Below are 22,383 nucleotides of genomic sequence, written 5' to 3'. Positions count from 1 at the left end.
GTGAATAAAATTTTGATTGGCCGCTACATTGCTGGTGACTCGATAGTTTACAAAATGGATCCGCGCGGAAAGTTAGTTGCGACTATTCTTTTTATTTTTGTGATTTTTTTAGCTAATAATCCAGCTACTTATGCAATCCTGACAATTTTTAGTTTAGTAGCAGTTGCTGCTACAAAATTAAAAGGTAAAGTATTTTGGGATGGGGTAAAACCAATCATTTGGCTAATCCTCTTCACGTCATTGTTACAATTATTCTTTACCGTAGGTGGCAAAGTATATTGGCAATGGATGATGTTGGCGATTTCAAGTTATGGTATTATCAATGCAATTTATATTTTTATCCGTTTTACGCTTATTGTCTTAATTTCAACAGTTATGACAGTTACAACTATGCCCTTAGAAATTGCTGATGCGATTGAATGGTTATTAACACCGCTGAAATTGCTTAAGGTTCCAGTTGATAAAATTGCTTTGGTAATGTCAATTGCCTTAAGATTCGTGCCGACTTTATTTGACCAAACTTTTAAAATTATGAATGCCCAACGTGCACGGGGTGCAGATTTTAATAATGGCGGTTTGATAACTCGGGCTAAGGCAATTACGCCTCTTTTGGTTCCTCTTTTTATTAGTTCTCTTGAAACGGCAATTGATTTAGCAACTGCAATGGAATCGCGCGGCTATCGCGGTGATCAAGGGCGCACTAGATATCGAATATTGCAGTGGTCATTATATGATTTAATTAATTTGGTTTATTTTATAATTTTAGTTATTTTATTATTAATATTTAGGACACATTAATGAAAACAAGATATAAGATGACTTTAGCCTATGATGGGCATTTATTTCATGGCTTTCAATCCCAGCCACACCAGCGCACTATTCAAAAGACAATTGAAGCAGCGCTTATTAAAATGACTAAGGGAGAAATGGTTCCAATTGAAGGATCTGGTAGAACTGATGCTGGCGTCCATGCTTATGACCAAGTTATTCATTTTGATTATCCTGGCAATAAAATTGCAGCCGAGCGAATGATTTATGCCCTCAATTCAATGATGCCATTAGACATTATTTTTAAAAAATGTGAAATTGTTGATCCAAGTTTTCACGTTCGCTATAGCGCTAAAGGCAAGTGGTATCGCTATCGAATGAGTTTAGATCGCTTTGTTGATCCATTTAAGCGCTTTTATACGGGTCACTATCCTTACCCCATTGACGTAGAAAAAATAAAAATTGCTGCTCAAGATTTAGTTGGGACACATGATTTTACGAGTTTTACTGCTAGTGGTGGTCAAATTAAGAATAAAGTTCGTACAATGTATTATACTGATGTTAATTTTGACCAGGAGGCCAATGAGTTAATATTTGATTTTATTTGTTCTGGATTTTTATATAATATGGTTCGGATTTTAGTAGCAACGTTATTAGAAATAGGTAATGGCAAACGACCAGTTAATGATATACCGCGGATAATAAAAGCTAAAGATCGTAATCAGGTTCGAGAAACGGCACAAGCAAATGGTCTCTATCTATACCACGTTTTCTATGAGGATGTTCCAATAAAATATCGGCAAGACAGTAAATAATATTGACTTTTTTTATAAAAGGACGTATTCTAATATGGTATGTTTGTCCACGATAGGCCCCGGAATCTTATTGTTTTCAAACAACGTATAAACGGAGGAAATTAAATTGCGTACTACACAATTAGCAAAACCTAATGAAATTGAACGTAAGTGGTATGTTATTGATGCAACAGATGTCTCTCTAGGACGTCTGTCTACAGCAGTAGCAACTATTTTGAGAGGCAAAAATAAGCCTCAATATACACCTAATGTTGACACTGGTGATAACGTTATTATTATTAACGCTGCCAAGATTAAGTTGACAGGTAAGAAAGCTACTGACAAAATTTACTACCACCACTCTGGTTATCTTGGTGGCATTAAGGCCACTCCAGCTGGTGAATTACTTGCTAATAACCCAGTTAGATTAGTTGAATTGTCAGTTAAGGGGATGCTTCCAAAGAATACTCTTGGTCATCAAGAATTTATGAAGATGCATGTTTATGCTGATGCTGAACACAAGCATGAAGCACAAAAACCTGAAGCATTAGACATTAACAAGTTAATCTAGGAGGTTACATAAATGGCACAACAAGTTGCATATGCAGGTACTGGTCGCCGTAAAAATTCAGTTGCGCGTGTACGCTTAGTACCAGGCACTGGTAAGATCACTGTTAATAATAAAGATATTGATCAATATATTCCATTCCCTAACTTAGTTAAGGATTTGAAGCAACCATTGACTTTGACTGAAACTGAAAATCAATACGATGTTAAAGTTAACGTTAATGGTGGGGGTTTTTCAGGTCAAGCTGGTGCAATTCGTTTGGGAATTGCACGTGCTTTACTTGAAGTTGATCCAGATTTCCGTAGCCCATTAAAGAAGGCTGGCTTCTTAACTCGTGATCCGAGAATGGTTGAAAGAAAGAAACCAGGTTTGAAGAAAGCCCGTAAAGCTTCACAATTTAGTAAGCGTTAATTCTTTATTGAATTTATACTGGTTAATTACTAGTAATTTTAAAAGCATCAATCTCTGGTTGATGTTTTTTTATACGAGGAAATATAAATTGATCAATGTTCAGATAGAGCTCACAAGATTTAGAATAAAAAAAGGTAAAGAAAAAAAAGCACAAGAGTGGATGGATTTTCTTAATCAGCATCATAAAGATACCGTTGCAACTATGGCTGGGGAAAAAATGTACATTGAAACTGTATTTAAAGAAGATAATCAAGATGGCTATACATATTTCTACTGGTATTCAATCCAAGGTATTGGGGGGAATGCAGTGGAAGAGTCTGGGAGCTATATTGATAAAAAACATTTAGAATACTGGGATGAATGTATTGATGAAAAATATCATCCAGTTGACATGATATTAGAACAAAGCCTATTAGCTCCTAGACTTGAGCAAATAATAAAAAAAGCAGAAAACTAAAAAGTAAAAAAAAAGACGAAAGTAAACTTTCGTCTTTTTTTTATTCATATCTTAAAGCGGTAATCGGATCGAGCTTAGCTGCTCGTCTAGCTGGCAGTGTTCCCGCTAAAAATGTAATTAAGCAAATAATTCCAATAATTAGTAAACTATTAGGCCAATTAAATTGAATTAGGGTAAAGCCATCGATTCCCTTTAAGAAAGTCTTCCTGGCAACTGAATTTAAGGCCTGACCTATCCCCATAGCTCCAAGTAACCCTAGAAGTGATCCAAATAAACCAATTAAAATTGCTTCACAACTAAAAATAGAAAAAACTTTGCCTTGGCTTAATCCTAAAGCTTTCATTAGACCAATTTCCCGTGTTCGATCACGAACTGACATGTAAAGGGTATTGATAACGCCAAAACTGGCAGCGATTAGAGCAATTGCTCCAAAAATAATCAATACACCTGTTGCAATATTAAAGGTTTGAAAGAGTTGCTTAACCGCATCCTTTAAAGTTTGGGCAGTGTAACCTTTTTTAGCTAATTTCTTTTCGATTGTTGCGATTTTATCAGGATTCTTACTAGTTGGTGTTGCGACAATTTCAACATAGCGATCTTTAAGTGCCTTAGGCATGCCATCTTGATTGGCTTTGATTATTTTTTGACTTAAGCCATGACTATAAACATTTTGACCGCTACTAATCATACTATCATTACGAATACCAACAATTTTAGCTGAAATTTTTTGTTTCTTTTTGGTAACGGGTGAATTAGTCACAAGTGTGATTGATTTTCCTAAAGCTTGCTGAGCATTGTGATAACCAAAGGCTTTCATCATTTGTTTAGTTAAAAGAATTTCTGATGAATTACCTGAAATTGCAACTTGTCGCCCGGCATTTAAGTCATAAGCAATTCCCAGGGTTGGCTGAGCATCGATAACATATTTGACTTTATTAAGTCCTTGGACATAAGTAACGTTGCTATCCTTTAATGCTTTAATATCTTTTATACCTTTAACTGTTTTGATTTTCTTGAAGTCATTTTTAGTCAACATTCCGTCAGCATTATTGCTACTTTTGTTGGTATTGTATCTTTCTGGTGCACCATTACTATTGCCACTAGAAAAACTAGGAGCGATAATCATTTGCTCAGTATTACCAACGTTTCCAATTTGTTTGGTTAAGTAATTATTGACACCAGAATTAATCCCCATTGTAATGCTCAGGGTTAAAGCCCCGATTAGCACAGCGATAATTGTTAAAAATGTTCGCCCTTTGTTGTGCCATAAATTACTGGCAGCCGAGTTTAAAATATCGCGATACTTCATTATGCTCCCCCTTCAACTACTAGACCATCTTTAATTTGAATTTGTCTTTGACATTTTTGAGCCAGATCAGGATCGTGAGTAACGATGATTAAGGTAATTCCTTTTTCACGATGTAACTTAAACAAAATATTTTCTACCATTTCTCCGGTAGTTGAGTCTAAGTTACCAGTTGGCTCATCAGCAAAAATAATTTGTGGCTCATTAACTAGTGCGCGAGCAATACAAACACGTTGTTTTTGACCACCAGAAAGGTTACTAGCTTTATTTTGAGCTTTACTTTCAAGGTCAACCGCCCTGATTGCCGCTAAAGCCAATTCCTTGCGCCTTTTTCCCGTTACACCAGCAATTTTTAATGGCAACATTACATTTTCAAGAACGGTATCTTGAGCATTTAAGAAAAATTGTTGAAAGACAAAGCCAAAAGTTTGATTACGTAATTTATTTAAAGCTCGCCCTTTAATTTTGTTTGTCGGTTGGTTATCTAATAAAATACTCCCGGAAGTTGGTTGATCAAGAAGTGCCATAATATGCATTAAAGTTGATTTTCCAGATCCACTTTTACCAATAATGGCAACTGATTCACCTTTATCTATTGCTAAACTAACTCCGCGTAATGCATCAAACTTGGTTGTGCCTTTACCATAAGTTCTGACCACATTCTGAGTTTCTAATAAGCTCATTGTTCTCTCTCCTTTAGTGTTATATATAAATAATACACTATAATTAATAAAATTCAAGCTTTTATTAAATAAATATAAAATAATTTATGCTAAATGATAGAATGTTTTGCTTTATTCATATTATTTGCTAGTTTGCAAAGAGAAAAATACTTGCTAACATGCGATGAACCATTTCAGGGACGGAAGCAATGCTATTATAAAATAACAAAGGTAGGTAAAATGTAATTACAAGTTATTAAAAATGAATGGAATCAGTTTAAAATTAAGGTGGCTCAGATATATAGAAAAAAAGGTTAATTATTAAAAAGGTAGTAATTTTAAAAAGCGTTATTCAATGTTTTGGATAACGCTTTTAAGTTAAGAAAAATATGGTTCTAAAATTTTTAAAGAAGACTGATCAAGGTTAATTTGCGCAAGAGCGCCGTAAGGAAGCGCGGTGTGGGGGTAGGCATGACCAATATTAACGTTTGCCAAAATGGGTGTTTGATATTTTGCAGTGGCTGCTAAAAGCTTGGTCTGATATTCGTTAACATAGCAATTGTTCTGTGGCTTTCCCATTAAGATTCCTCGAATAGATTTTAAAAGACCTGCTTGATCTAGTTGATCAAGCATTTGGGCATATAAATCTGGAGAGAGACATTCTTCACTAGTTTCAATGAATAAAATGATGTTTTGAGCTTCTTGGGGAGATAAAATTAATCGGTAATGCCGAATAATTTCGGCTTGATCAGGATAACGATATTGGGTCAAGTCATCATAGAGACTGTCTAAGCAGCCACCCCAAAGTCGCCCTTGAATAATTCCATTTCCTCGAAGCACTTGATAACCAGTATCGCGATGGCTAATTCGAGGATGATTGATTGCTTTAGGCGAAAAATCGGTTCGTTCTTCATACCAAGTTTGACTTGCAGGAATATTAGTTGTAGGTGGGTTAATAAAGAAATGATTTCAAGTATTTAGGGTGTATTCTAGCATACTAACATCTAATTCTGCGAGATTATTTAAAAAATTAGGTCCATAAAAGCTCTGCATCCCTAATCGATAAAACATTAGGTGATTATTTGTCGTGTCCGAAAATCCTGTAAATAGTTTGGGGCTTGTTTGTACTGCTTTAATAAAATCTGAATCTTCCATTAAATATGGTAACAAGCGATAAGTATCATCACCGCCAATGGCCGCAATAATTGCTTTAATTTCAGGATTCATAAAAGCTTCTTTTAAATCATTAGCCCGTTCATTGGGATGCTTTTTTAGGTAAGTAGTTCCTTTTAAGGAATTAGGCATATAAATAAATTTAAGACCTAGTTCTTTTAAGCGCTTTTCCCCTAATTTTCGTTCATGAAGAACCTGCTTTTCGCCTAAGACACCACTAGACCAACTAATTAGTGCTACTTGATCACCTTTTTGTAATTGATGTGGTTTTACTAACAAAATTTAGCCTCCTTTTTATTATAAAATAATTAAACATCAGTATATCATAGGTTAAGTAAATACAATAGATGGTGAAAAATCAAAAACAATTTAATAATTTCTGTTTTCTTGACCTAAAATAGTAATAATAATAAAGTAAATATAAAAGAATTAGGTATCCATGAATGGAATAAGATAAGGAGGAAACTAATAATGAGTCATAGATCTTTTTCTGACTTAGCCCAAGATGACTATTTTACTTCAGGAAATTGGCATTTAAAGATAAGGCAAACAATAATTGCCATAATTGGCTGGCTGGGTGTTATTTCACCGTTTATTGGCGTTTATATAATTTTACATTTTCCGCAAATTGCTCAAAAAGCGCATATTAAATATTATTCGGATATTATTTTACCTATGAAATTTTTAATTGAATTTTTTATAATTATCTTCATTATCATTATAATAACCTATTTATTTTTGACCGTTCATAATAACCGTCATTTTGCTTTTGTTTGGACCAAGCATAGAGTAGTTGATCAAAAGCGCCGTATGAGACATGAAAAATTAATTGAGCAAGGTTGGACCGAAAAATTTGGTGATTTAAAACAGCGCCAGCAATATAATTTCTATAGTGTTAAACCAGAACAAAATCTTGAAAATGATTTTGCGCAACGTTTGTTTAAGAAATGAGGTTAATTGATGGATATAACTTGGTCAACAATTAAACCGTTACTAAATGGATTATTCTTAATCTTAATTTCTTATCCTATTCTAGGTGGATTGGGTTGGTTTGTCGGAGGATTATGTTATAGATATGTATTTCGCAATAAGAAGAAGGCTTTTACTACTATTGCTGAAAATAAGGCGCCCTTTATTACGATTATGATTCCAGCCCATAATGAACAAGCAAGTTTAAAAGAAACTGTTACTTATTTACTTAATGAATTAAATTATAATAATTATGAAGTTTTAGTAATTGATGATTGTTCCACAGATCGAACACCACAAATTTTACAATCCCTTCAAAAACATTATTCCAATTTGCGTGTTATTCGAGTTGAAAAAAATAAGGGTAAAGCCCATGCTTTTAACGTCGGGGTAGCTTTTGCTAAGGGAGAACTTGTACTTAGCAACGATGCTGACACCATCCCAGAACCGGATGCGTTAAACCGATATGTTAATTACTTTAATAGTCCAGAAGGACAAAATATTGCAGCCGTAACTTCTAATGTTGAGGTTAGGAATCGGACTAAACTGATTACTAAATCAATCACTGTTGAATTTTCTAGTATTGTTGGAATCATTAAGCGGGCTGAAATGGGTGTTTTTGGTAGTATCTTTGCGTACAGTGGCGCAAATACGATGTATCGTAAAAGCGCCTTAATGGATGTAGGCTTATTTCGTCAAGATCGTGCTACTGAAGATATTAGTATTGCGTGGGACCATCAATTAAATAATTGGCTGTCAGTTTTTGCCCCTAATATTATTTCTTATACATTAGTGCCGGAAACACTAAAAGATTTATACCATCAGCGTAAACGTTGGGCTAAGGGTGGTACGGAAGTTTGGTTGACTAACTTATTAAAAGTTTTACGCCATCCCATTAAAAATTTAGGCGAATCGTTATTATTATTTGACCAAACATTTAGTATTCTGTGGTCGTTCTTTTTTGCTATCTCGTCAATAATTTTTGCTTTTTTAGTAATCAATTATTGTGCTACGCAAAACTGGTCACAGTTGTTATATTTAATATTTTCAACTTTATTACTTATTTGCTTTGAAATGATTGCCGGAACTTTACAGCTGACTACGGCTTTATTGATTGATACTCGTGGGAATAAATTAAGTTATATTTTATTTGCACCTATTTATTTATTGTGCTTATGGGTAATTAATACTATTACAATAATTACTACTTTTATTCCCGCAGTAAAAACGATCTTGGGCTATGGATCCGGTACTTGGGTCAGTCCGACAAGATAGTCTTTAGGTAATTTTGTTTTAATTAATTTAAAAGCGTTTTTCTAATTAGAAGAACGCTTTTTATGTTTCTTAAAAAAGCAAAATAAAGTAAAAATATTTAAATTATATTTTTTCCAACTTAAATGGAAATTGTTACTAATTACAAAATAATCAATTTAAGTTAGGCTTAATTTCAGTAAAGCCTTTTAGGAATTGGAAGTGATAATAAAAATGAATTTTTCACAGGAAAACGTTTTTCTAAATGTAAGTGAGTCAAGCATTAATTCTTTGTTAAAGTACATTTCAGAAGTCGCTGTTATAACAGGTTACACCACGGATGCTAAAGCTTTAAATAAGAGCTTTATTGATAGGGAAAAGGAATTTTCTACTGGTTTAGAAGATGGTTTTGCTATTCCACATGCTAAAACTGCTGCTGTTAAAAAGGCTGGCTTTTTATACTTTAGATTGGCAAATCCTTTAAAGTGGCAAACATATGATGATCAACCAGTAACGGATGTTTTTGCTTTGATGGTTCCACCTCAAAATGTAGGCAATGAGCATTTAAAAATGTTGGCTAATTTATCGACAGCCTTATTGGAACACGATTTTAAAAAAGAATTACGGCGAATGACTAATAGAAATGAAATAGCAAATTTTATTAATGAAAGAATAGGAGAGTAACAATTATGAATGTAGTCGGAGTATCAGCTTGTCCAGCAGGTTTAGCACATACACCAATGGCAGCTAAAGCCTTAGAGAAGGCAGGTAAAGAATTAGGTTGGAATGTTAAGATTGAACAACAGGGGATGATGGGGCCAGTTAATGCAATTACTCAAGAAGAAGCAAAAATAGCAGATTTTGTACTCATTGCTTCTGACCAAAAAATTACCAGTATGGAAAGATTTGAAGGCAAGCCTGTAATTAGGGTAGATATTAATACTTGTATTAAAGCACCAAAAGCTGTTTTGAAGAAGTGTGCTGCCGCGATTAAAAAGGAGGACTAAAAAATGAAACGGTTGCTAAAAGAATGGGAAGGAGCCGTGATGAGTGGGATTTCGTATATGATTCCTACTGTAATTGGTGGTGCCTTAGTAGTCGGAGTGCCACAGTTGATTGGCATGTGCTTTGGCTATGGTGACTTATCAAAATTCGCAAAATCTAGTGGATTTTTTCATATGTTGTATCAAATCAATCAGGTTGGTTGGATTGGAATTGGGTTAGTTAATTTAGTTATTGGCGGTTACATTGCTTATGCACTAGGAGATAAACCTGCATTAGGTGCAGGATTTATTGGTGGTCAGCTTGCTACTAACAATCAATTAGGATTTATCGGAGCAATTGTTGCGGGACTGATTGCTGGGTATGTTGCAAGGTGGTGCCGAAAGATTAAAGTTCCAGATAAATGGAATTCAGCAATTGAACTAATTATTATGCCGCTTTTAACCGTGGGCTCAGTTGCCTTATTTGTAGGTGTGGTGCTTACACCACCATTAGCTTGGATTAATAATGGTTTAACTTCATGGGTAAAATTCATGGTTGAACAAAAGACGAATGCAATTTTACTTGCAGCTATTATGGGAGGCATGATTGGTGTCGATCTTGGTGGCCCCGTTAATAAAGCAGCCTGGGGAGTTGGAAATTTCTTCTTTATCGAGGGAATTTATCAACCATGTCTATATACTAATATTGCTATTTGTGCAATTCCCATGGGTTACGCCATTATGAGTTTTATTTGGCCTAGAAATCGTTTTTCTTCTGAACTTTTAGAAATGGGTCATAATAATTTGATTATGGGTACATTTGGAATTACAGAAGGTGCAATTCCGTTTATGATGAAGGCTCCACAACTGATTATTGTGAATATCATCGGTGGTGCTTTAGGCTCAGCTACTGGAGCTTTTTTAGGAGTAAAATCACATATTCCCCCTTTAGGAGGACTGCCTGGTATTTTAACGGCGGATAATATTATTGCATATCTGGCTGGAATTTTAGTTTGTGCTTTGTTTATTGCAATTGCGGCCCCGTTAATTGCAGACTTTACTGATCAAAACTCAACTGGTGAAGAATCGATGAGCGATGATGATATAGAATTAAACATTCAATAATAATTACGGTAAAAACTATAGTTGAAAATTAAATCATCGTTATTTTCAAACTATAGTTTTTAACTTTAGGAGAAATAATGGTTAAAAAGGTTTTTATTGTTCCGCATACGCATTGGGATAGAGAATGGTTTTTTACTTCTTCTACTGCAAAAATTTATCTTTTAAAAGATTTAAAAGATGTAATCGATTGTTTAGAAAATGATATAAAATATCACTCTTTTTTATTAGATGGACAAGCTTCACTTATAGAAGATTATTTAAAATGGCGACCACAGGATATGGATCGGGTAAAAAAGTTAGTAAAGAATAAAAGGTTGATTTTAGGTCCATGGTACACGCAAACCGACCAATTCATGGTTTCAGCAGAAAGTATTGTTAATAATTTACGCATTGGAATGCAAGAATGCGATAAATTGGGTGGCTACATGAATATTGCTTATGTTCCTGATTCCTTTGGTCAGGAATCAAGTATGCCACAGATATACCGAGAATTTGACATTCATGCTGCTGTTTTATATCGAGGATTCTCATTAAGTAGCGCTTCTAAATCTGAATTTATTTGGCAGGGCGAAGATGGCTCAGAAGTTACAGTTTACCGGATGGCTTGTGGCTATTTTATTGGTGGTGTAATTGATGAAACTAAATTAGCAGAATTAATGACAGAAGAACCATTTAAAACGGTTACTCTGACAGCAACCACTAATAATTTACTTTTTCCTAACGGCTCTGATATGGCTCCAATTAGATTTGATTTGCCAAAGTTTACTAGTAAATTAAATCATGCTAATGCTGGCAAATTTACTTTTAAAGTTGCTTCGCTTGAAGAATATATCAAGGCAGTTCGTCAACAAAATCCACTATTGAAACGGATAAGTGGTGAGCAAGATTGTGGAAAAGACATGCGTGTGCATAAATCAATTTATTCCTCTAGGGCGGATATTAAACAGCTCAATACAAAGTTACAATTTTATTTGAGTAATATTATGGAACCTATACTTACATTAGGTAATCACTTTGGTTTTGAATATCCAGAGCAAGCAGTTAATGATATTTGGAAAAAAATGTTTAAAAATGCTGCTCATGATTCAATGGGAAATTGTGTTTCTGATCGTGTAAACGAAGATATTGAAATGCGGTATAAAGAAGTTCAAGATCTTTCAACCGGTCTAGTTGAACTTACCATGCGAGAAATTTCTACTAGGATAGAAAATGCTAATCATCCAATAACTCTTACAGTATTTAATTCAATGCCAGTTATTCGTAATGAGGTCTTACATTATACCCTATATTCACCAAGTCGAGCCTTTTCAATTCGAGATATACAGGGTAGCAATATTCAATTTGAAATTACAAATATTAAAGATGTAACAAAAAAATTAACTGATGCAACTATTCAATTAGATCCAGGTAAGCAAATTTATCATCCACAAAAAGTTTATCAAATTGATTTAGATATCGAATGTACACAAATTCCATCATTTGGATATAAACAACTATACTTGTCAGTTTTACCTGATCAAGAGCGTCACCTTAAGCGAATTGTAGAAGGTAAGATGATTGAAAATGAATTTTACCGTATTGAAGTTAATGACGATGGTAGTTTAAATATTTTGGATAAAAGTAATCAATATCTTTATCAAAATCAAGCTATTCTAGAAGAAAATGGAGACGATGGGGACTCCTATAATTATTCACCACCACGAAAAGATATGCATATCTTTTCCACCCAGCAATCTTATAAAGTTTATCAGTATTTAGGAAAATTAAAAAATCAGTTAATCATTAATTTTAATTTTAAAATACCAAGTAACTTAACTAAACGTGCGCAAAAAGTTGTTGATACTACCATGCCAGTTAGTTTGGAGGTTACTTTAACTAAAAATAGCAAAATTATTGCTTTTAAAATTAATGTTGATAATAGAAAGTCTAAAAGTCATCGATTGTGTATTAATTTTGATAGTGAAATAGTGACTAAGACAAGTATTGCAGATATGCAATTTGGAACGGTTAAAAGACAAGTAGTTAAAGAAAAAGAACTGACTTTATGGCGGCAAGAAACTGATAAATGGCAGGAAATGCCTATTTCAATCAATACGATGCAAAGTTTTGTTGCCATATCTAATAATACAAGATGTATGGCTGTAATACCTCAAGGTGTAAGAGAGTATGAATGTATTGGAAAAAACCATTCTATTATGAGGTTAACAATTTTTCGTACTTATGGGATGTTGGGCAAAAAAAATTTGTTATATCGACCTGGTAGAGCTTCTGGTGATGAGACCGTGGTTACACCACAGGCTCAATTGCAAAAAAAGTTATCTTTTGAATTTGCTTTAAAAACATTGGCTACAACTTATGATCAAAGTAGCTTGGCAAATGAAGTAAAGCAGTGGGATACTCCTTTACAAATTTATGAGTACGCAGAGTTCTTAAATGGCCGATTAACTTTTCCATTTAACCCAGTGAAAAGAAAATACCAAGAGGAATTGAGCTTATTTAAACTTGAAAGTAATTTGGTAACAAGCACAATTAAAACAGTTCCTGGTACTAAGTCCTATGAAATCCGATTATATAATCCACTATTCCATGAAGTAGGCGGGAAAATTGTATTCACCCAGACTCCTAAGCTTGTTAAATTGGTTAATTTAAAAGGAGTCGGTCAATCAGAATTATTAATTGAAAATAATCAAGTAGTTTTACCCAAATTAAAACATGCAAAATTTATAACAGTTTATTGTCAATTTTAGGAGGGATTATGGTTAAAGCATATTTTGTCAATCATACTCATTGGGATCGAGAATGGTATTTTACATCACAAGATGCACAAGTACTGAGTGATCAATTATTTACAGAAGTTTTAGATGAATTAGAGAATCATCCAGAAGCAAATTTTACTTTAGATGGTCAGATGTCTATCATTGATGAATATGTTGAAATTCATCCTGAGGGCAAGAAAAGAATTCATCGTTTAGTAGAGCGTAAACAGCTCTTTATTGGCCCGTGGTACACACAAACGGATGCGATGGTTCCAAGCGCTGAATCGCTACTTAGAAATTTAATTATTGGCATTATTGATGCTAAAGAAAACTATGGTAATCCAATGATGTTAGGCTATTTGCCTGATACATTTGGTTTTAATGCCAATTTGCCAATGATCCTACATCAAGTTGATATTCATGATTTTTTATCTTGGCGTGGTACAAACTTTCAAAGGCAAACTAATTCAGTTTATTTCAAGTGGAAAGCACTGGGCGGGAAGGCAGTTTTTGCAGCAAATTTTCCTTTGGGTTACTATACCGGTCAAATTGATTTAGTCTCAAAACAAAATTTGCAAAAATTTGTTAAAGAGCGTTTAGATAAAGGAATAGAATTTGAAGCCGCAAATGGTCACCATGATGAAGTTTTAATACCATCTGGTATCGATCAAATGAATATTATTCATAATATTTCAGCAACATTGAAGGAGGTGAACAAATATTCTCGTTATGAGGTTATCAACAGTACTTATCCCAAGTTTATGGCTAAATTACATAGTAAAAAATTACCTACATATCAGGGAGAATTGCGCTACCCTACCTACTCGCGCGTTCACCGTACAATTACTTCAGTTAGGTCAAGAAATAAAAGACAAAATTTTAACTTAGAGCAAGTAATTACTCGAAGACTGGAACCATTAATGATTATTGCACGTTACGCGAATATTCCAATTTCTAACGGAATCGTTATTAAACTCTGGAAATTATTATTTGAATTACAGCCTCACGATACTCTTGGTGGTAGTGTGACTGATAATGTAGCCATTGATATAGACCACCGTTTTAAGCAGGCTTTTGAAATCGCGGCAGGAGTTGAAAATTATATCAAAAAAAGATTGGCTCAACGGTTATCTTTAACTGATCATGATGTTATTGTATTTAATACCGATCCTTATAATTTTGATGGACGTAAGACAATTGAAATTATTAGTTCAAGTAAAAAAATTAAATTTCCTAATCAAAATCAGGCGGTTATTTTAGCCAGTGAGAAGATACTATCGCGTCCTAATATTATGCAATTAACTCCTAATGGTTATGAATTTAAAGATGAACCTGGATATTACAAAATAAAGGTAAGCTTAAAAATTAAGATGCAAGGATTAGGCTATCAAGTAGTTCATTTTGAAGATTGCGAAACACCGTGTGAAGAATTAAGGCAAGATGTGGGGACGAAAATCACTAATCAAAATATTGACCTATCTTTTTCAGATGGCAAATTCACAATGAAAACGGCTAATAAAATTTTTCCTGATGTGATTCGTATTTATGATCAAGGAAATGATGGTGATACTTATGACTTTTCACCACTAAAAGGTGATCAAGAAATGCAGCTTCCATGGAATGGCAATGTTAAAAAATATAGTGCTTCAGGCATTGAACGTATGACTTTAACAGGAACTTGGGAGCTGCCAAGAACTTTAAAAGATCGTTTAAAGCAAAAACAAACTGCTGAAATAAAATATAAATTAATCCTAGAATTAAGAAAAGATTCACCTGTGTTAGGTGCCAAATTGGAGATTGATAATCAAGCTCTATCTCATCGTTTGCGGCTAAAGATAAAAACAGGAATTACCACTAATTTTGCACATGCTCAAATTCAAGGTGGCTTTAGCAAGACTATTAATGAAAAGATTGCAGATGATTGGAATGATGAATTTGTTGAAAAGCCGGTAAATATTTATGTATTCGATCGCTGTGTTGGCCTGTGCGATGAAATTAACGGATTATACTTCTTTGGTACGGGTCAAAAAGAGTATGAGAAAGTTGCAGATACCCTTTTAATTACGTTAATGGCAACTACAGGGCAATTGGGTAAATCTGATTTACTATGGCGTCCTGGCCGAGCTTCTGGTGATACTACTTCAGTGGGGCATGTAATGATGCCAACCCCATTAGCGCAAGAATTAGGACAAAATGAATTCGTTTTTGGGTTATGTGCTTATAATGGTTCAAAATTAAATGAAAAACAGATAGCTCAGGACTTAACTAAGTGGTATACCCCATCTGTTGGTTATCAAATGCAAACACATAATCTATTTGTGAATCGTTTAGATAATAAATTATGGGATATAGAATATCCTACTGGGCTTCATGAACTTAAAAAAGAGCAATCTTGGCTGATAATTGAACCAGGGGTTGAGGTTTCAGCACTGTATCTTGCCTATACGGTAGAAAATAGTTTTATTTTGCGATTATCTAATCTTACTAGCGAGACACAGGATGTGTTATATCTTGAAAAATTGGGTTATAAAGTTATTAATGGCCTTGAAGAAATTGGAAAACAAAGTTTTCAAATTGCTCCCTATGACATGATTACTTTAATCAAACAGATATAGTAATGTGTAAGTAAAAGTGGATTACAAAAAGGGGAACGGTATGAAACTATCCTATAAACGATTGGGCAATATTTTGGAAGATTTATTAAATAATTCTGCCAATTGTTATGTTTCCTCCGCTTTTCTAGCTAAAAAATATAATGTTAGTACGAGAACGATTAGGTCCGATATTCAGGAATTAAATAAGGAATTGGATTATTACAAAGTAAAAATAAAAAATAAAAGAGGAAGTGGCTTTTATCTTGCTTATTTAGATCAAAATTTACGTAAACAATTAATGAAGATTGCGCAAAGTAATTTACCAGCTTCAAGTTCTAGTGAACGAATTATTGAAATTGAGCAATACTTGTTAGTTAATAATCAAATTAAACTGTCTGAACTAACTGATCGCTTTTTTATTAGTGACAATACTTTTTTTACTTATTTAGTAACAATAAAAAAAGATTTTAATGAAGTTGGACTAAAAATTATTAAATCAAAAGATTATTATTACTTAAAAGGAACAGAAACTGTTAAAAGAAAATTCATTATTACCAAATTAATTAATAAAAGTTCAAATGCTTATATTGTGGGGTTTACTGAACAGGAAAAAATTATTTTTGCTAATATTAGACTTGATAGATTAAAACAGATAGTCCATAGTTTTTTACAGCAATATAATTATTCTTTATCAGATATTAATACAAAAAATATAATCTTGCATATTGCCCTAGCAATCTCACGAGTAAAGCTAGGTTATTCACTAGAGAAATCTCATCAGCTAAAAATCAAAGGTAATGTTTCAGCTGCTATTAGCAAATTATTCATTAATTTGGAAAAAGAATTTTGCATTAAGCTAAATGAATGTGAACGTAATGATTTAATTTATCATTTTGCCATAAATTATCCTGAATGTGTTACTGATAAAATTAGGGCTAAAACTAATAAAGATATTAATAAGGCGGTCAGGATTTTTTTAAAAAATATAAAAAAAGAGTTTGCATTAGACTTAGTAAATGATCCAGAATTATGTATTAACTTAACTCAACATTTAAATAATTTAGTCAAAATAAAAAAAGTTAATGGCAATAGAAAAAATCCACTATTGAGTGTGATTTTATCTACATTTCCTTATGCCTATGAAATTATAGCTTATTCGGCACCATATTTGGAACATATGCTTAATTTAAAACTTGATGATGATGAATTGTCCTTCATCACATTACATGTGGGTGCTGCAATTGAACGGCAAGGGATGAAATCAACAAAAAAAAATACAGCTTTAATTTGTGGCAATGGTATATCAACTGCTGCTTTAGTTAGAGCAAAATTGCAGTCACAGTTCACAGCTTTTTTAAATATTACTGGAACTTATACCTATGAGGAATATTTAGCAGGAAAAGCTACTGATAATGATTTTTTAATTACAATGGTTCCGATTACTGATGCACCTATTCCAGTCATTCAAATTGATTTGGTGAATTTAAATAATGATATTATTCAACTTTCTGAATATTTGAAGTCACTTAATAATCCATACCAAAAAATTGATAAATTGTTTGATACGGAAAATATTTACTTAGTCAAGCAAAATATGACTAAAAAGCAATTGTTAAATATGTTAATAAAAAATTTGGAGAGCAAAGCAATTGTAAATAAGGACTTTATGCAAAAAGTGTATGAAAGAGAACAAATGTATTCAACGGCTATTGGTGGGAAAATTGCTATTCCTCATTCTTTAGGCTATGCAACTAAAAAATCTAAAGTTTCATTTGCACGTTTAAGTAAAGCAATTAAGTGGGATGAAAAGAACGAAGTAAAGTATATCTTTCTCCTGGCGATTTCTCGTGATGATTATTTAAGTATCCAAAAATTATTTGATTTTATTGTGGACTTGCAAACCAACCCCACCTTTAGGAAAATAATAGATAAGAGTTCTAATGCACAGGAAGTGAAGAACGCTATTAGTATGTTAATTAAAAAAAGTTATTAGGGAGATAGAAATGCTAGGTTCAATTGAAGCAGGTGGAACAAAGTTTGTTTGTGCAATAGGTAATGAAAATTATCAAATTCAAGATCAAATTACTATACCAACAACTACACCGCAAGAAACAATAAAAAAAGTTATAGGCTATTTTAAGAGGTATCCAGTTGATGCAATCAGCATTGCATCTTTTGGACCAATTGAAATTCGAAAAACAGCTCATAATTATGGTTATATCACGACGACGCCCAAAAAAGGCTGGCAAGATACTAACATTGTGGGTATGCTAAAACAAGAAATCAATGTACCCATTTTTTTTACTACTGATGTGAATGGTTCAGCCTATGGTGAATATGTAATGACTTTACTTGCTAACGAAGACATTAATTCTCTTCTATATTACACAATTGGAACTGGAGTTGGTGGCGGTGCAATTATTGCGGGTAAGCTGGTGGGCAGTTTAGGGCATCCAGAAATGGGCCATGTTAAGGTTAAACGCCACCCAAATGACTTGGAATTTAAAGGTATTTGTCCTTTTCATGCTGATTGTTTAGAGGGACTTGTTGCAGGGCCAACGTTTGAAGCACGTTTTGGTAAAAAAGGAGCCGAAGTTCCAATTTCACATCCAGTTTGGGATATAATGAGCTATTATGTTGCTCAGGCTGCGTTGCAGGCAACTTTATTATTCCGTCCTGATAAAATTGTTTTCGGTGGCGGTGTAACTAGTGAAGCGTTTTTACAAAAAGTGCGCCGTGATTTTGCGCAAATGTTAAACGGCTATCTTCAAGTACCAGATCTAAACAGATATATCACAATGCCAGAAATTCATGATAATGGTTCAGCGACAGTAGGAAATTTTGCTTTGGCCAAAAGAATCCTTAGAGCCATTGATTAGTTAAAAATCAAAAAGACAAAATGAGTTTATTATCATTTTGTCTTTTTTTATACATGATTTAAGGTCACTTCGCCTTGATCATAGCGATTTCTAGTTTGGGAATATTCAAAAGGTATCCCATTGGTTAAAAAACAGACTTGTTCAATTTCAAAAATTGGATCATTTTTTTGACAGTTTAGGTATAACTGATCATAAGCATCGGCTTTATCTGCCCGAAAAGTGCGATTCGCTTTGCCAATTTTTAAATTAAGATCGTGTTCAATATAATGATAAATAGATTTTTTTAATATTTTAGGCGTAACTTGGGGGATAAGTTTGACGGGCATAATTGTATATTCTAGTCTAACTGGACTATTGTGTAAAAGACGTGAACGGATAATATCATAAACTAATTCCTGTTTATTCAGTTTTAATAAAGTAATTTCTTGATGAGTAGGTTTGCGCACATCAAAAGAAATTATATGACTTGTTAAAAATTGGCTATTTTTTATTCGTTCAGTAAAACCTACGTGTTCAACGGCATTATCCTTTTTGGAAATTTCTTGTTCTTCTGCTGTCAGAATCATAGTTCCATGACCACGGATTGGCGCTACAATACTTTTATATTGTAAAAAATGTAGGGCATTAATAATTGTTACCTTACTAGTATGATAAGTTTTTGCCAATTGATCAATATGGGGTAGTTGACATTGGTATTTGTGCAAAAGAATATCTTGTTCAATTTGATTGGCAATTAAAACATATTTGGGTTGCTTATGCATAATAGTTATTCCTTTCATCTTTCATAAGTAGACAATTTACTTTACTTACATTTTGGCAAATATTTACTTGGAAAGTAAAGTGCAATAATATTATTTTGAAAGCGCTTTTAAAATTTAAGAAAGAAGAAATATGATGGCTAAATTTTTTTGGGGAAATTCAACTTCAAGTATGCAAACAGAAGGTGGCTGGAATGAAGGGGGAAAAACTTTATCTGTTTATGACATTAGAAAGGCCGGGGATCACATAAGTGATTGGCATTTTGCTAACGATAACTACCACCACTTAACTGAAGATTTAGATTATATGCAAGATTTAGGAATGAATATGTATCGTTTTCAAGTATCCTGGTCGCGCATAATTAAGAATGGTGATGGTACTATCAATAAGGAGGGCTTTGACTACTACGACAAGTTGGTTGATGAACTAAGCAAACGTAATATTCAACCGATGATATGTCTTTATCATTTTGATATGCCATTACATTTAGCTCAGGGCTACAATGGCTTTATTAGTAAAAAAGTTTGTCGTGCTTTTATTCGCTATAGCAAAATCGTGATTGACCATTTTGCAGGTAAAGTTAAATATTGGATTACTTTTAACGAGCAAAATTTGTACCATACGATGGAAGTTTTTAAAATTTCAGGTTATTTAAGAGGTAAGAAAACAATTTCAGAACTATATCAAATTGCGCATAATGTAATGTTTTGTCATGCGACAATTGCAAATTATTTACACAATAAAACTAAGGCAAAAATTGGTGGCATGTTAGCTTATAGTCAGGTCTATCCAGCAACAGCCAATCCGCAAGATGTATTTATGGCTAATCAAGTCGATGAGTTTTTGAATTTTAATTTACTCGATGCTTTTACTTTGGGGAAATATTCGACTGCTGTTACCCAATATATTAAAAAGCAGAGTATTAATATTCAGGTCAATCAAGCTGAATTGGTAGAAATTGCCAAATTGAAAAGTGATTTTTTAAGTTTTAGTTATTATGCGTCTAGTACAATTGATGCTAGTAAAATTCCTGAAAATACGCCCCCTAACCAGTATTTGAATTTTGGTAAAAAGGATAATCCTTATTTAAAGTCAACTGAATGGGGCTGGCAAATAGATCCTCTAGGATTTAGAGACGTTTTAAATAAAATATATCAACGTTATCATTTGCCTGTCTTCCCTATTGAAAATGGAATTGGGGTACGAGAAAGGTGGGATGGTAAGCATCAAATTGCTGATGATTATCGTATTAATTACCATCGCGATCATATTAAAGCAATGCAACAAGCAATAAATGAAGATGGAGTAAATGTAATGGGATACCTCGGTTGGGGCCTAATTGATATTATGAGTTCACAAGGTGATATGGAAAAAAGATATGGTGTCGTCTATGTTAATCGTACAAATCATGATTTGCGTGATATGAAACGCGTTCCTAAAAAAAGTTATGCATGGTTGAAAAAAGTTATTCATTCAAATGGTCAAGATTTAACTTGAGTTTAGAGGTGATTAAAGTGAATAATTCAGCTAGGAATCAGGCTCATCCACAATTACAAAAATTTTTAGATAAATTTACAGAAGTTTCAGTCCAAATTGGTAACCAGGTTCATTTAAGATCATTACGAGATGCTTTTGCCACATTAATGCCAATGTTTATTTTAGCTGGTGTTGCTGTTTTGTTTAATAATGTCATTTTTACTTGGTTAATGAAGGGAGCAATTTTAGCAAGATTTCAAGTTTTTGGCACAGCCTTAACAAACGGCACATTAAATGTAGCTAGTATCTTAATTGCCCCCCTGATTGGGTATTATTTAGCTAAAAATAAGGTTTACGAAAATCCAATTTCTGCCGCTGCAGTGTCTTTGTCAGCAGTTTTTATTATGTTAGCGATTAAAGTCAATGTTCAGCCGCTTTCAGGGAAAAAACCAGTTGAAATAACTGGTGCAGCTTTATATTCACAAATTGGTACAACGGGCATGTTTGCTGGTATCATTATTGGTTTACTGGCGACCGAAATTTATATTAGATTGACTAAAGTTAAAGCACTGAAAATCAATTTAGGAGATCAGGTGCCGCCTGCCGTAGGACAAAGCTTTAGCTCTTTAATCCCATCACTTTTAACTTTAAGTGTATTTGGTATTTTAGCAGCTATTTTAGCTTATTTTAAGACCGATTTGGTAACTTTAATTTCGCGCTTAATTCAAAATCCCTTACGGTCAGTTAATACTTCTCTTCCAGGCTTTTTATTAATATACTCTACAGGTAATTTTCTTTATACTCTTGGGATTCATCAAACTGTTATTAACGGCTCACTTCTTGACCCATTGAATCTGGTTAACATGAACGAAAATATGGCAGCTGTTGCAGCTGGTAAACAGCCAATTCATATTATCAACACAGACTTTGTAACAGTATATTCACAAATGGGCGGAACCGGGCTGACTTTATCATTGATTATTGCTGTTTTATTGGTTTCGCGCTATAAGCCGTATAAAGATGTAGTTAGATTGGCAACTGTTCCGGGAATATTTGAAATTAATGAACCAATCATTTTTGGTTTTCCCATAGTTTTTAATATTCCAATGATTATTCCTTTTGTATTAAGTCCAGTAATTGGGTCATTAATTGGATATTTTGCAACGGCAATTGGTTTTGTTAAGCCACTTAGTGTACTAATTCCTTGGACAACTCCTCCACTTTTAAGTGGACTTTTGGCCAGTGCGGGAGATTGGAAGGTTGTATTAGTTCAAATTATCATTTTAATAGTTTGTACGTTATTCTATATTCCGTTCATTAAAATTTCTGAGCGAGTAGCTTTAAAGCAAGCAGAACTGCAATAACTGGAATCGTTATTCTAATAAATCTAGTTACGAAATTCATATTCATAATAATTTGGGACATGAACATAAGGTCGAATAGATTGTTTAA

General features: G+C 33.4%; 19 protein-coding genes and 1 pseudogene. 16 read left to right on the top strand and 4 right to left on the bottom strand.

What is annotated here, in order from left to right:
* The 5 genes from F5ESL0225_RS06225 (at position 1) to F5ESL0225_RS06205 (ending at position 2,998) form a co-directional block, all read left to right on the top strand.
* A complete protein-coding gene (locus tag F5ESL0225_RS06225; RefSeq protein ID WP_122022130.1) occupies positions 1-798 on the top strand; it encodes an energy-coupling factor transporter transmembrane protein EcfT in 798 nt (265 codons plus the stop codon).
* Positions 798-1,583 carry a tRNA pseudouridine(38-40) synthase TruA gene (truA, locus tag F5ESL0225_RS06220; RefSeq protein ID WP_122022129.1) on the top strand — a complete coding sequence of 262 codons (786 nt, stop codon included), beginning with the start codon at positions 798-800 and terminating at the stop codon, positions 1,581-1,583. Before F5ESL0225_RS06225 ends, truA begins: the two co-directional genes overlap by 1 nt.
* A 106-nt stretch (positions 1,584-1,689) precedes the next feature.
* Entirely contained in the window at positions 1,690-2,133 is a 444-nt protein-coding gene (rplM, locus tag F5ESL0225_RS06215) for a 50S ribosomal protein L13 (protein WP_090092276.1), read from the top strand.
* A 12-nt stretch (positions 2,134-2,145) separates the two neighbouring features.
* Positions 2,146-2,541 carry a 30S ribosomal protein S9 gene (gene rpsI / locus F5ESL0225_RS06210; protein WP_090092275.1) on the top strand — a complete coding sequence of 132 codons (396 nt, stop codon included), beginning with the start codon at positions 2,146-2,148 and terminating at the stop codon, positions 2,539-2,541.
* A gap of 88 nt (positions 2,542-2,629) precedes the next feature.
* On the top strand, positions 2,630-2,998 hold the full coding sequence (locus F5ESL0225_RS06205) for a DUF6176 family protein (RefSeq protein WP_228150092.1): 369 nt from the start codon (positions 2,630-2,632) through the stop codon (positions 2,996-2,998).
* Between the two features lie 40 nt (positions 2,999-3,038).
* Here F5ESL0225_RS06205 and F5ESL0225_RS06200 read toward each other — a convergent pair whose 3' ends face one another.
* From F5ESL0225_RS06200 to F5ESL0225_RS06190, 3 genes and pseudogenes are all read right to left on the bottom strand, one after another.
* A complete protein-coding gene (locus F5ESL0225_RS06200) occupies positions 3,039-4,307 on the bottom strand; it encodes an FtsX-like permease family protein (protein WP_122048090.1) in 1,269 nt (422 codons plus the stop codon).
* Positions 4,307-4,987: an ABC transporter ATP-binding protein gene (locus F5ESL0225_RS06195; RefSeq protein WP_122048089.1), complete on the bottom strand. Its 681-nt coding sequence runs from the start codon at positions 4,985-4,987 to the stop codon at positions 4,307-4,309. Before F5ESL0225_RS06195 ends, F5ESL0225_RS06200 begins: the two co-directional genes overlap by 1 nt.
* Before the next feature lie 357 nt (positions 4,988-5,344).
* A pseudogene (locus tag F5ESL0225_RS06190) lies at positions 5,345-6,418 on the bottom strand (S66 peptidase family protein).
* A gap of 192 nt (positions 6,419-6,610) precedes the next feature.
* On the opposite strand from F5ESL0225_RS06190, the gene F5ESL0225_RS06185 reads away from it, so the two are divergent.
* From F5ESL0225_RS06185 to scrK, 9 genes are all read left to right on the top strand, one after another.
* A complete protein-coding gene (locus tag F5ESL0225_RS06185; protein WP_118898090.1) occupies positions 6,611-7,090 on the top strand; it encodes a cell division protein in 480 nt (159 codons plus the stop codon).
* A 9-nt stretch (positions 7,091-7,099) separates the two neighbouring features.
* Positions 7,100-8,383, top strand: coding sequence for a glycosyltransferase family 2 protein (locus tag F5ESL0225_RS06180; RefSeq protein WP_122048088.1), 1,284 nt, complete (start codon positions 7,100-7,102; stop codon positions 8,381-8,383).
* A 210-nt stretch (positions 8,384-8,593) separates the two neighbouring features.
* Positions 8,594-9,043 carry a PTS sugar transporter subunit IIA gene (locus tag F5ESL0225_RS06175; RefSeq protein ID WP_090092264.1) on the top strand — a complete coding sequence of 150 codons (450 nt, stop codon included), beginning with the start codon at positions 8,594-8,596 and terminating at the stop codon, positions 9,041-9,043.
* A 5-nt stretch (positions 9,044-9,048) separates the two neighbouring features.
* Positions 9,049-9,366, top strand: a complete 318-nt coding sequence (locus F5ESL0225_RS06170; RefSeq protein ID WP_090092262.1) for a PTS fructose transporter subunit IIB — start codon at positions 9,049-9,051, stop codon at positions 9,364-9,366.
* Positions 9,367-9,369: 3 nt separating this feature from the next.
* The gene (locus F5ESL0225_RS06165) at positions 9,370-10,467 is read left to right on the top strand and encodes a PTS fructose transporter subunit IIC (RefSeq protein ID WP_122048087.1); all 1,098 of its coding nucleotides are present in this window, start codon (positions 9,370-9,372) and stop codon (positions 10,465-10,467) included.
* A gap of 77 nt (positions 10,468-10,544) precedes the next feature.
* A complete protein-coding gene (locus F5ESL0225_RS06160) occupies positions 10,545-13,214 on the top strand; it encodes a glycoside hydrolase family 38 C-terminal domain-containing protein (protein WP_122048086.1) in 2,670 nt (889 codons plus the stop codon).
* Positions 13,215-13,222: 8 nt separating this feature from the next.
* A complete protein-coding gene (locus tag F5ESL0225_RS06155) occupies positions 13,223-15,838 on the top strand; it encodes a glycoside hydrolase family 38 C-terminal domain-containing protein (protein ID WP_122048085.1) in 2,616 nt (871 codons plus the stop codon).
* A gap of 40 nt (positions 15,839-15,878) precedes the next feature.
* A complete protein-coding gene (locus F5ESL0225_RS06150; RefSeq protein ID WP_122048084.1) occupies positions 15,879-17,810 on the top strand; it encodes a transcription antiterminator in 1,932 nt (643 codons plus the stop codon).
* Between the two features lie 10 nt (positions 17,811-17,820).
* Positions 17,821-18,696, top strand: coding sequence for a fructokinase ScrK (scrK, locus tag F5ESL0225_RS06145; protein ID WP_122022116.1), 876 nt, complete (start codon positions 17,821-17,823; stop codon positions 18,694-18,696).
* Between the two features lie 47 nt (positions 18,697-18,743).
* Here the strand turns inward: scrK and F5ESL0225_RS06140 are convergent, their stop codons facing one another.
* Positions 18,744-19,457, bottom strand: a complete 714-nt coding sequence (locus F5ESL0225_RS06140) for a GntR family transcriptional regulator (protein ID WP_158592403.1) — start codon at positions 19,455-19,457, stop codon at positions 18,744-18,746.
* 133 nt (positions 19,458-19,590) lie between these two features.
* Here F5ESL0225_RS06140 and F5ESL0225_RS06135 point away from each other — a divergent pair, with 133 nt between their 5' ends.
* Both F5ESL0225_RS06135 and F5ESL0225_RS06130 read left to right on the top strand, forming a co-directional pair.
* A complete protein-coding gene (locus F5ESL0225_RS06135) occupies positions 19,591-20,952 on the top strand; it encodes a glycoside hydrolase family 1 protein (protein WP_122048083.1) in 1,362 nt (453 codons plus the stop codon).
* Between the two features lie 17 nt (positions 20,953-20,969).
* A complete protein-coding gene (locus F5ESL0225_RS06130; protein ID WP_233551933.1) occupies positions 20,970-22,295 on the top strand; it encodes a PTS sugar transporter subunit IIC in 1,326 nt (441 codons plus the stop codon).
* Positions 22,296-22,383: the final 88 nt, after the last annotated feature.

The organism is Lactobacillus sp. ESL0225 (genome assembly GCF_003692905.1).
Classification (GTDB): domain Bacteria; phylum Bacillota; class Bacilli; order Lactobacillales; family Lactobacillaceae; genus Lactobacillus; species Lactobacillus bombicola.
This window is presented reverse-complemented; position numbering and strand designations above follow the sequence as displayed.